This window comes from Saccharomonospora sp. NPDC046836 (assembly GCF_040645195.1).
In the GTDB taxonomy this organism is placed as follows: Bacteria; Actinomycetota; Actinomycetes; order Mycobacteriales; family Pseudonocardiaceae; genus Prauserella_A.
This window is the reverse complement of record NZ_JBEYXW010000070.1, coordinates 1-10,818: the sequence shown is the minus strand read 5'-3', so window position 1 is coordinate 10,818 and position 10,818 is coordinate 1. Positions and strand designations below refer to the sequence as shown.

7 protein-coding genes are annotated in these 10,818 nt (G+C 73.8%); 1 reads left to right on the top strand and 6 read right to left on the bottom strand.

The annotated features are described in order from the left end of the window. Positions 1-90 precede the first annotated feature (90 nt). From ABZ863_RS34180 to ABZ863_RS34155, 6 genes are read right to left on the bottom strand one after another with little or no spacing between them, the layout of a single operon-like run. Positions 91-921: an alpha/beta hydrolase gene (locus ABZ863_RS34180; protein WP_023415563.1), complete on the bottom strand. Its 831-nt coding sequence runs from the start codon at positions 919-921 to the stop codon at positions 91-93. A gap of 41 nt (positions 922-962) precedes the next feature. Next, positions 963-1,754 carry a thioesterase domain-containing protein gene (locus ABZ863_RS34175; RefSeq protein ID WP_128462247.1) on the bottom strand — a complete coding sequence of 264 codons (792 nt, stop codon included), beginning with the start codon at positions 1,752-1,754 and terminating at the stop codon, positions 963-965. After that, positions 1,751-2,737 carry an LLM class flavin-dependent oxidoreductase gene (locus ABZ863_RS34170; RefSeq protein ID WP_023421022.1) on the bottom strand — a complete coding sequence of 329 codons (987 nt, stop codon included), beginning with the start codon at positions 2,735-2,737 and terminating at the stop codon, positions 1,751-1,753. Before ABZ863_RS34170 ends, ABZ863_RS34175 begins: the two co-directional genes overlap by 4 nt. Before the next feature lie 48 nt (positions 2,738-2,785). Continuing rightward, the gene (locus tag ABZ863_RS34165) at positions 2,786-4,501 is read right to left on the bottom strand and encodes a long-chain-fatty-acid--CoA ligase (RefSeq protein WP_358543789.1); all 1,716 of its coding nucleotides are present in this window, start codon (positions 4,499-4,501) and stop codon (positions 2,786-2,788) included. Next, entirely contained in the window at positions 4,498-10,410 is a 5,913-nt protein-coding gene (locus ABZ863_RS34160; RefSeq protein ID WP_358543787.1) for an SDR family NAD(P)-dependent oxidoreductase, read from the bottom strand. The genes ABZ863_RS34165 and ABZ863_RS34160 overlap by 4 nt, the downstream gene beginning before the upstream one ends. Before the next feature lie 50 nt (positions 10,411-10,460). Continuing rightward, positions 10,461-10,679, bottom strand: coding sequence for an acyl carrier protein (locus ABZ863_RS34155; protein WP_358543794.1), 219 nt, complete (start codon positions 10,677-10,679; stop codon positions 10,461-10,463). A 43-nt stretch (positions 10,680-10,722) separates the two neighbouring features. Between ABZ863_RS34155 and ABZ863_RS34150 the strand changes: the two genes are divergently transcribed. Next, the coding region (locus ABZ863_RS34150; RefSeq protein WP_358543792.1) for an iron chelate uptake ABC transporter family permease subunit at positions 10,723-10,818 on the top strand (96 nt) is incomplete at its 3' end.

The window sequence follows — 10,818 nt, the reverse complement described above, 5'->3', positions numbered from 1 at the left end:
CGCGTGGCACCTGACGGCAGCCGTGTCGAGGGTGCACACTGGCCGGGTGCGCGTGTTTGGCGCGGTGGCGTCGGTGCCCGCCGGCGCGTCCTAGCCGGTGACGAACTCCAGGAGGTCGGCGTTCAGACGGTCCGCGTGGGTGGCGAACAGGCCGTGTGCGGCGCCCTCGTACACCGTCAGGCTGCTGTGCGGGATCAGGGCGGCGGTCCGGCGGGCGCACAGGTCGAGGGGCGCGCTCGGGTCGGCATCCCCGTGGATGATCAGGGTGGGTACGCCGACGGCGCGCACGTCGGCGCGCAGGTCCTCGGTGAACAGGGTGCGGGTGATCTCCACCGAGGCGCGCAGGGAGCTGTCCAGGACCTGCTGCGTCAGCCAGTTCACCAGCTGCGGCGAGATCGGCAGCGAGTCCGCCGTCGCCTCCAGGCCGCCGAAGAACGGCACGGCGATCTCGGCCACGTACCGCGCCCGGTCCGCGCTCATCGCGGCGACGGCCTGCTCGCGGACGGCCGGGTCGATGCCGTCGGGGTTGTCCGGCGTGCGCAGCAGGAAGGGCGCGGTGGTGGACACCAGGGCCAGCCGGGACACCTGCCCCGAGCCGTGCCGGGACAGGTAGCGCACGGCCTCGCCCCCGCCGATCGCATATCCGACGAGCGTGGTGTCGCGCAGCCCCAAGTGGCCGATGAGCGAGGCGAGGTCGTCGGCCAGGGTGTCGTAGTCGTAGCCGTCCCAGGGCCGCTCGGAGCGGCCGAAGCCGCGCCGGTCCGGCAGGATGCAGCGCAGGCCGCGCTCGGCGAGATGGTGGGCCTGGAACTCCCACATGCGGGAGTTCATCGTGGCCGAGCCCAGGAGGACGACCGGCCGGCCCGCCCCCCAGTCCTCGTAGTGGAGCTGTGTGCCGTCCTTGGCCGTGACGAAGGGCATGGTGACCTACCAGGGGAGGAGAGAGGGGCGGGGGAGCAGGGTCAGTGCGCGGGCTGCGCCGCCAGGCGCCGCAGTTGACGCGCGAAGTCCGTGGTCACCGCCACCGCGTGGTTGTCGATGTAGAAGTGGCCCCCGCTGAAGCCGTGGTGTCCCAGGTACTGCGGGCTGCGCCCGGCCCAGTGGGTCATCGCGTCCGGGGCCTCCTGCAACGGGTCGCTCTCGCCGCCGTAGGAGGCCAGCGGGCAGGACACCGTCGCACCGTCGTCCTCGTACTGGGCGGAGACCCGCAGGTCGGCACGGAGCGCGGGCACGATGAGCGCGAGCATCTCGGGGTTGTCGTAGACCTCGGCGGGGAACGAACCGAGCCGCTTGATCCACTCGAGTATCTCGTCGTCCGGCATCCGGCTCTGCTCCTCGGTCGGCTTGAAGAAGCCGACGGGCGACCAGCCGGACATGCCGAGGAGCAGCGGCTGCCGCTCGCCCTCCTCCTTGAGCCTTACGGCCACCCGGAACCCCAGCTGGGCGCCGAGGCAGTGGCCGAAGAGGGCGAAGGGCCGGTCGTCGTCCAGCTCGTCGAGCACCGCCTCGTACAGGCCGTCGAGCAGCGGCTCGAAGTCCTCGTACGTCTCCTCCTCGCGCCGGTTGTGACGGCCCGGCAGGGTCACCGCCTGGGTGGCGATGTCGGGGGGCAGCAGAGTGGGCCAGTCCCGGTAGATGATGGCGCCGCTGCCCGCGTGCGGCAGCAGGAACAGCCGCACGGCGGCGTCGGGGTCCGGCTGCGGCGGGTGGAACCACGAGCCGGCCGTGGACATGTCCTGACCGTAGCCGCTCACTTGGGGGTCTCCTTCAGTCGGGGCAGCACCACGTCGGCAATCTGCTTGAGCTGCGCCTCGGGGTCGAGCGAACCGATCCGGATGATCAGGTGCCGGGCGCCGGAGCGCACGTAGGCCGCCAGCGCGTCGGCGCACTGCTCGGCGCTGCCCCAGGCGTAGGCCTGAACGGCCGCCATCTGTTCCAGGGTGCGCCCGTAGTAGTGCTCGATGTAGTGCTCGAGTTCGGCGCGGGCGGCGGCCGCGTCGTCGTTGACGGTGATCGTGGCGTACAGCGCCGGGGTGATCGCGTCGGCGGGCCGGCCCGCGGCGGCGGCCAGCTCGCCGATGCGCCGCCAGGCCGTGGCGTAGCTGTCGGCGCTGGGCAGGAACGGCATCCAGCCGTCGTAGTGCCGGGCCACCCGCTCCAGGACCTTGGGGGTGTCGCTGCCGGCCAGCCACAGCGGCGGGCCGCCCGGACGCTGCGGCGCCGGCAGCCGGTCCAGGCCCGTGGCCTGCCAGTGGCGCCCCTCGAAGTCCACCGGGGCCCCGGCGTCGGTGGCGTGCCAGGCACGGCGCCACAGCGCGACGATCTCGTCGAGGCGCCCGGCCCGGCCGGCGAACGAGGCGCCCACGGAGGCGAACTCCTCCTCGGTCTGCGGCATCGGGAAGCCCGAGCCGAGGCCCAGCGCCAGCCGCCCCCCGGTGACGTGGTCCAGGCTCGCCACCTGGTGCGCGCCGATCAGCGGATGGCGCAGCGCCGGGGTGAGGGCGGCGGTGCCCAGCGTGACGCGGCTGGTGACCGCGCCCGCGGCGGACAGCACGACCAGCGGGTCGAGGCGGGGCCGGGCGGTCAGCGAGTCGCCCGCCCACAGCGAGTCGAAGCCGAGCTCCTCGGCCTGCCGGGCGAAGTCGAGCAGCGGGGCCGCGGCGAAGGTGCCGTTGATGGCCTGCTCCCGCGTCGGCAGCAGAACACCGACGGACGGGGGGCCCGTTGGGATGCCCATGAGTGGTACTCCTTCAGGATGTCGGGGTGAGGTGGGAGGCGGGGCGGCTCAGGCGGGCGCCGCCCGGCGCCGGGCGCCGGGGCCGCCGGGCCGCCGCTCGTCCGGGTGCTCGGCCAGCCGCTGGGCCAGCTGCTCCCTGACCAGGCGGCGCAGGATCTTGCCGGAGGGATTGCGGGGCAGCACGTCAAGGACGTGGTACCGCACGGGAATCTTGTAGTCGGCCAGCCTGCCGCGCAGGAACAGCAGCAGCTCGCGGGGGCGGGCCGCGGTGCCTGGACGCAGCACCACGGCGGCGTGCACGGCCTCGCCCCAGCGTTCGTCGGGCACGCCGACCACGGCCGCGTCGGCGACCGCGGGGTGCTCGCTGAGCTGCTTCTCCACCTCGGCCGGATAGATGTTCTGTCCGGCCACGATGATCGTGTCGTTGATCCGGTCGCACAGGAACAGATAACCGTCCGCGTCCAGGTAGCCGGCGTCGCCCATGTGCAGCCAGCCGTCCACCAGCGTCTGGGCGGTCGCCTCGGGCCTGTTGTGGTAGCCGAGCATGTGGGCCGGGGTGCGCAGGCAGACCTGGCCGATCTGGCCGGGCCCCAGCACGCCCCCCTGGCGGTCCACGATTTTGATCTCGTTGCCGGGGCAGGGTCTCCCCGCGGCCTTGAGCAGCGGGGAGCCCGGCAGGTGCGCCGAAGGCGGCAGGCACACCGCGACGCTGCCCGCCTCGGTGCTGGCGTAGATCTGGGCGAGCTGGCAGCCGAACACCTCCAGGCTGCGCAGCAGCAGCTTCTCGGAGATCGGCGCGGCACCGTAGGCGATCTTGCGCAGGGAGGCGAAGGTCTCGGCGCTGACGCCGCGTTCGTCCAGCATCATCTGGAGCATCGCGGGCGCCACGAAGGTGATCGTCACGCCGTACTCGCGGATCAGCCGCACCGCCTCGGTGGGCACGTACATCGGCATCACCACATGGGTGGCCCCGGCGCAGAAGCCGTGCAGGAACCAGCCGATGCCCGCGATGCCGAAGCCGGGCAGCGAGACCAGGCTGACGTCCTCGGGGCGCCAGTCGATCCAGTCGTCCCCGTCCGCGCCCGTCGCGCGCATCGCCTCGGGCAGCGTGAAGAACGTCCGGTGGGCGATGACCACGCCCTTGGGCAAGCCGGTGGTGCCGCTGGTGTAGATCTGCAGCACCGCGTCGTCGGGGCCGATGTCCAGGTCCGGGGCTGTGGCCGGGGCCTGCGCGTACCAGGCGCGCAGGCCCGCCCCGCGATCGCGGACGCCGCCGGGCCCCGGGCCGTCCAGGCGCACCACGGCAGGCCCGGGAGCCGTCGTGGCACCCGCCAGCGCCTGCTCCGCGGTCGCGGCGAACTCCTCATCCACGAAGAGGAGCTGGGCGCCCGAGTCGCGCACGATGTGCTGCACCTCGGCAGTCGTGAGCCGCCAGTTCACCGGTACGATCACCGCGCCCGCCTTGGCGCAGGCAAGGACGGTCAGGTAGTAGTGCTCCGACTCGCGGCCCAGGTAGGCCACCCGGCTGCCGGGCGTCATGCCCGCCGCGATCAGGGCGTGGGCCGCCCGGTTGCTGTCGTGGTGCAGCTGCCCGTAGCTGGTGCGGCGGTCCTCGCAGATCAGCGCCGTGTGGCCGGGGCGCTCGACCGCGTTGCGGGCGCAGGCCCCGGTCAGTGTCCAGCCGCCGGCGCGGCCCGTGTCGTGCTGCACGTGGTCCATCTCCTTCACGCTGTCTCTCGCGCGGTGCGCCGCTCGCTCGGTCATCCCGCCTCCTGGGTCAGCTGGCGCTCGACGAACTCGGTGAGCTTGCCCACCGAGGGGTGGTCGAAGGTCAGCGACGCCGGCAGATTCAGGCCGAAGTCGCTCTCCAGGCCCGACTTGACGTCCATGCCCATCACCGAGTCCAGGCCCAGGGTCACGAAGTCGGCGCCGGGCTCCACCTCTTCGGCCGAGCCGAAGTGCAGGACGGCGGCGACCCGTTCGCCCACGGCCCGCCCGATGAGCTTCAGCCGCTCGGCCCGGGGCCGGGCAAGGAGGTCGGCCAGGTCCGTGCCGGTGCCGTCCGCGCCCTGCTGCCGGTCGCCGGCGACGCGTTCGAACAGGGCGTTGGCCAGCGGCAGTTTGCCCACGAACTGAGGCCAGTCGAAGACGTTCACCACCCGCTGCGCACCCGGCCGCCCCCACAGCCGGTGCAGGGCCCGCAGCCCCCAGGAGGGCGAGAAGAGGCGGACGCCGCTGCGTTCGATCTCCCTGATGTACGTGCTGTCCAGACGGGCCGAGATGCCCACCCGCGCCCAGGAGCCCCAGTTGACGCTCAGCGCGGGCAGCCCGCGGCGCGAGCGCCAGTGGGCCAGACCGTCCAGGAAGGAGAAAGCCGCCGCGTAGTGCGCCTGGCCCGCGCCGCCCCGGGCGCCGGCGACCGCGGCGATGGACGAGTAGAGGGTGAAGAACTCAAGGTCGGGGAAGGAAGCGGCCGCCTCGTGCAGCAGCCAGCCGCCGTACACCTTGGGGGCCAGCTGCTCCTCGATGGCCGGCCAGTCCAGTGCGGAGATCAGTGCGCTGTCCACGGCGCCCGCCGCGTGCACGATGCCACCCACCGGGTGGGCCAGCCCGTGCAACTGCCGTACCAGCCCCGCGACGTCCTCCTGGCTGCCCAGGTCCGACCGCAGCAGCCTCACCTCGGCCCGCTCGCGGAGTTCGGCCAGGATGCCCGCGGCCTCGTCGGTGGCGCGTCCGCTGCGGCTGACCAGGGCCAGCTGCCTGGCTCCCAGGTCGACCAGTTTGCGCGCCGTGGCCAGGCCGAGCCCGCCGAGCCCGCCGGTCACCACGTAGGTGCGATCCCCCCGGACGGCGAACGCGTCACCGGTGTCCGCGCCCTGGCGGGAGGCAGCCTCGGGGACGGCCGGGTCGGGCCCGAAGGCGACGACCACCACGGCGCCGGGGCGGGCGGCCAGCGTCCGCAGTGCCTCGTCGGTCTCCTCGGGCCGGTACACCTCGACGTCCTGGGCGTGCGCCGCGTCGGCGCCGGCGGCCAGCGCCGCCGCCGTGGCCGGCCGTGCGGTCGCCTCCACAGGTCTCAGCGCACCGGACGGTACGGTCACCACGGAGCCGAGTACGCCGTGCTGACGGAACGCCACCAGGGTGCCGACGGCGATCCGCGCCCCGGGGCCGACGGCCTCGACGGCCCCCGCGCAGGCGGTCGCCGTCAGGGGCACCGCCTCGGCGGGCCCGGTCTCCGCGGGCGCCGTCGCGTCGAGCGCGGCGGGGCCGGGGGCGGGTGCGGGCAGGTCCTGGCCGGTCAGGGCCGCGGCGCTCACTCGCACCCGTACCTCGTCGCCTTGCAGCGCCGGTGCGGGGACCGGCACCGCGCGGGGGGTTCCGGCGAGGGTGGTGTGCAGCTCCACGGTGCCGCAGTGGGCCAGGGGGCCGTCGTCGGCCAGCAGCCTGCGCACATGGCGGCGGCCCGCGCGGTAGGCGATCTGGTACTCCTCGCTCTCCTGGGCGCGCCACTCGGCCAGCAGCGCCCGCGCGGAGCCCGGCCCGTCCTGGTCGACGTCGACCAGGGTCGCCTTCAGCTTCGGGTGCTCGTTGAGCAGGACGTGGCCAAAGCCCCACAGGGCGGCGGCCGCAAGCTGCTCGGTGCCGTCGGCCCGGTCGCCGGGCAGCCACTGGGCGCGCTCGGTCACCAGCCACAGCCGCGGGGTGCGCCGCGGGTCGGCCAGGCCGGGTGCGGCCAGCGCCCCGAGCAGGCCGCGGAAGTTGGACTCCAGTTCGGCGCGCAGCCTGGCGTAGGACTGCTCGCCCGCGGCGGGCCGCCAGAACCAGGCGACGTCCGTCACCGAGACGTCGTCCAGCGCCGCGTGCAGTGCGGCGGCGTCCGGGGCCAGGGTCAGCCGCAGGTCGTCCTGCGGCGCTCCGTTCGGCCCGCACAGGCCGGCCAGGGCGTCGAGCGCGGCGGGCACCAGCGGCCCGCCGGCCCCGTCCGCGGCACCGGCGAGCAGTACGTGACGCGGGGCGGGTGCCGGGTGGGCGGCGGGCAGGCTGCGGCGCAGCCAGTCGACGCGATGGGTGAAGTGCGGCCCGCTGTCCGGTCCCTGCGGCCGGGCGAGTTCGGCGCCGAGCAGTTCGGCCACCGGCTCGTCGTCCTCGAGCAGCAGCAGGTCGGCGAGCCGGTCCGTGTCCTGGGGGCGGACCCGGGCCACCAGGCGCAGCAGCCCGCCGCGCGGCTTCTTGAACAGCCGCACCCGGGCGGCGCCCCGCAGCACGTGCACCGGGCCCTGTTCGTCCAGGGCGACGGCGGCGATCAGCGCGCTCTCCAGGAGCGCGGCGGGCAGCTGCTCGACCACGGCCGTCTCGCCGCCGGTCAGCCCGGCGCTCACCACCCCGCCCGGATGACGTGTGGCGGCCACCAGACGCGGCGGCGTGTCGCCCAGGCTCCGGCCGACGGCGGACAGGTCCGTCGCGATGTCCTCGGCGTCGGCCCGCTCCAGCAGGATGCCGGGATCCTGGGCCAGGGCGATCAGCGCGCTGTCGGCGTCGTTGGGGGCCCGCGTCACGATCCGGGCGCGTACGAAGGTGCGTTCGTCCTGCTCCGCGGCGGCGCCGTCCGCGTCGCCGTCGCTCTTGCCGTGCACGGTGCCCGTCACCTCCACGTCCGCGGGTTCGGCGCCCCTGCGGCGCAGCCGGGTCGTCAGCCGCACCACCTGGTCACCGGCGAGCTCCAACGGCTCGGGCAGCCGCAGTTCCTCGACGGCGCCGCGGGTGTGCCCGAACACCGCGTCCTGCACGGCGAGCAGCAGGTCGACCCAGGCCGCGGGGGGCACGCAGGACGCGTCGCCCACTCGGTGGCCGGCCAGCTCGCCCAGCTCGGCCAGGGTGAACTCGGCAGTGAACTCATGCGTGCCGTCGGCCAGGTCGGCCGCCGGGGTGGGCCGGCCGAGCAGCGGGTGGTGGGCCGGGCCGCCGGAGCCGCGCCCGGTACGGGCCGTGGGCAGGGGCAGCCAGTACGGCTTGCGCTGGAAGGCGTACGTGGGCAGCTGCTCCTTGGTCCGGCGGGCGTCGCCGTGGTAGGCGCTCCAGTCCACGCCGAGCCCGGCGGCATAGAAGTCGGACAGGGCACGCAGGGTCGCTGCGCCGCCGGTGTCCTGGCGGCGCAGGCTGGCCAGCCACAGGTGCTCGCCCGCGGTGACGCAGCTCTTGCCGAGCGCGCACAGCATGGCCGAGGGACCCATCTCCACGAACGCGTGCCGGCCGCGCTTGGCGACCGCGCGCATCCCGGCCAGGAAGCGCACCGGTTCGCCGATGTGCCGCACCCAGTACTCGGCGCTGGCGATCTCCCGCATCCGGGCCACCTTGCCGGTGAGGTTGGAGACCAGCGAGATGGACGGCTCGCGGAAGGTGACCGTCTCCAGGGCGGTGCGGAACTCGTCGAACACCTCGGCCATCAGCGGGGAATGGAAGGCATGCGACACCGCGAGCGGCTGCACGCGCACACCCTGTGCGGTCAGCCGGGCGCTGACCTCCGCGAGCGCCGCGCTCGCTCCGGAGATCACGCACTGCTGGGGGCCGTTGACCGCGGCCAGGGCGAGATCGGGGTGGCCCTCGAGCAGCGGGGCGAGGTCGTCGGCGCTCGCCGCGACGGAGGCCATGGAGCCCTCGGCGGTCACGGACTGCATCAGGCGGCCGCGGGCGGCCACCAGCGTCACCGCGTCGGGCAGTGAGAACAGGCCCGCCACGGTGGCGGCCACCACCTCGCCGATGCTGTGCCCGATCAGCACGTTGGGCCGCACGCCCCAGGACATCCACTGGCGGGCGAGGCCGTACTCGAGGGTGAACAGGGCCGCCTGGGTGAACTGGGTCTGGTCGATCGTCTCGGGGTCCGCAGCGGTGCCCAGGAGCAAGTCCCTCACGGAACGGCCCAGGTGGGGGGCGAAGAGCCGGTCGCACTCGTCGACGACCTCGCGGAAGAGCGCGAACTGCCGGTAGGGGGCGGCGCCCATGCCCGCGTACTGCGCGCCCTGCCCGGTGAACATGAAGGCGACCTTGCGGATGCCGGAGGGCTCCACGACCGCCTCGGGTCCCCGGACGGCGTCGAGGTGGGCGAGGAGCGCCGCGCGGTCGGTGACCGGGGCGGCGGTGCGGTGGGTGAAGTGGGCCCGGCCCACGTTGGCGGTGTAGCACAGGGAGGCCAGGTCGAGGCCGGGGTGCTGCTCGACGAACTGGTGGTAGCGCTCGGCCTGTTCGCGCAGCGCGGCGCCGCTCTTGGCGGACAGGGTGAACACCGGGGCCGCCGCGTGGGCTTCGGCGCCCGCGGGCTGGCCGTCCCCGGCGGGCGCGGGAGCGGGGGGCTCTTCGAGGACGATGGCACTGATGGTGCCCGCGAAGCCGAAGCTGTTGACCGCGGCCCGGCGCACCGGTGCCTTCCAGGGCTCGCACCGGGTCGCGACGCGCACCGGATACACCTCCCAGGGAATGCGCGGGGAGGGCGTGGTGAAGTTCAGGTGCGGGAAGATCGTCGCGGAGCGGATCTGCAGCAGCGCCTTGATGACGCCGACGAGGCCGGAGGCCGGCTCCATGTGGCCCAGGTTGGTCTTGACCGAGCCGACGATCAGCGGGTCGTCCTTGGTGTGGGTGTCGGCGAACACGTTGCTGATGGCGCCGATCTCGATGGGGTCGCCCAGCGGTGTGCCGGTGCCGTGCGCCTCCACGTAGCTGATGTCACCCGAGCCGAGCCCGGCATCGGCGAGCGCCAGGTTCAGCACCCGCTCCTGGGCGGGCCCGTTGGGCACGGTCAGACCGGCGCTGTCGCCGTCCTGGCCGACCGCGGTGCCCCGGATGACGGCCAGTACCTGGTCGCCGTCCCGGGTGGCGTCGGCCAGCCGCTTGAGGACCAGGACGCCGCACCCCTCGGCGCGCGCGTACCCGTCGGCTGATTCGTCGAAGGTCTTGCACTGCCCGTCGGCCGCCAGCATCTGGGCGTTGGAGAACATCACCGGTATCCGCGGGTGGTGCAGCGCGTTGACCCCGCCGCCCAGCGCGAGGTCGCACTCGCCGCGGCGCAGCGCCGTCACCGCCAGGTGCAGCGCGGTCAGCGACGAGGAACACGCGGTGTCCACGCTGATGCTCGGGCCGCGCCAGCCCAGGAAGTACGAGAGCCGTCCGGCCAGCGGGAACAGGGTGATGCCCGAGGCCAGATGGCCGTCGAGGTCCTCGTAGGGCAGCGCGTCCAGTTCCATGGCGTAGTCGACGGAGCTGGCGCCGATGTAGACGCCCGCGTTGGAGCGCCGCAGCGGCGTCGGGTCGATGTTGGCCTGTTCCAGGGCCTGCCAGGCGGTCTCCAGGAGCAGGCGCTGCTGCGGGTCGATGTACTGGGCTTCCTTGGGGGAGATGTTGAAGAAGCCCGCGTCGAACAGGTCGATCCGGTCGAGGTAGCCGCCTGCGGTGGCGCGTATCTTGCCCTTGTCGTCGGGGCTCTGGGGGGTGAAGGCGGCCACGTCCCAGCGGTCCTGGGGCAGCGGCCCGATGCCGGAGCTGCCGGTGCGCAGGAACTCCTCGAACTCGTCCAGGCTGGTGCTGCCGCCGGGGAAGCGCAGACCGGCGCCGACGATCGCGACCGGTTCGTTGGGCGGGCCGGCCGCGGCCGGGGGGGTGAGGTGGCTGTTCTCGCGCGACATGTCCGCGGCTCCTTGGGTCCGGTGGCGGGCCGGTGCTGTCCGGTGGTGGGTTACTGGGCGGGCAGGTGCGCGGCGGATGGCGCGGCGGCGAGCAGGTCGCTCAGGTAGAGGACCAACTGCTCGACGGTGGGCTCGTTGAACAGCACATTGGTGTTGATGGTCAGATCGAGGAGCTCTTCCAGCTGCTGCTTGATGCGGGTCAGCCGCAGCGAGGTCAGGCCCAGGTCGAAGTAGCTGGTCTGCAGGGGGAGTTCCTCGTCGGCATCCATCAGCAGAGCGTCCTTGAACAGCTCCTCGACGAGGGCCTCGACCATGCGCAATCCGCTCGTCAGCCCGTACACGCTCGGCATCGCGCCAGCCGCCGCATTCGGCGCGTCCGTGTCGATCATCGTCTTCGGCGCCTCGGCG

Coding starts and splice junctions, on each gene's coding strand:
- ABZ863_RS34180 (WP_023415563.1), bottom strand. CDS start 921: ATGCCCTTCGTCACGGCCAAGGACGGCACACAGCTCCACTACGAGGAC.
- ABZ863_RS34170 (WP_023421022.1), bottom strand. CDS start 2,737: ATGGGCATCCCAACGGGCCCCCCGTCCGTCGGTGTTCTGCTGCCGACG.
- ABZ863_RS34165 (WP_358543789.1), bottom strand. CDS start 4,501: ATGACCGAGCGAGCGGCGCACCGCGCGAGAGACAGCGTGAAGGAGATG.
- ABZ863_RS34160 (WP_358543787.1), bottom strand. CDS start 10,410: ATGTCGCGCGAGAACAGCCACCTCACCCCCCCGGCCGCGGCCGGCCCG.
- ABZ863_RS34155 (WP_358543794.1), bottom strand. CDS start 10,679: ATGGATGCCGACGAGGAACTCCCCCTGCAGACCAGCTACTTCGACCTG.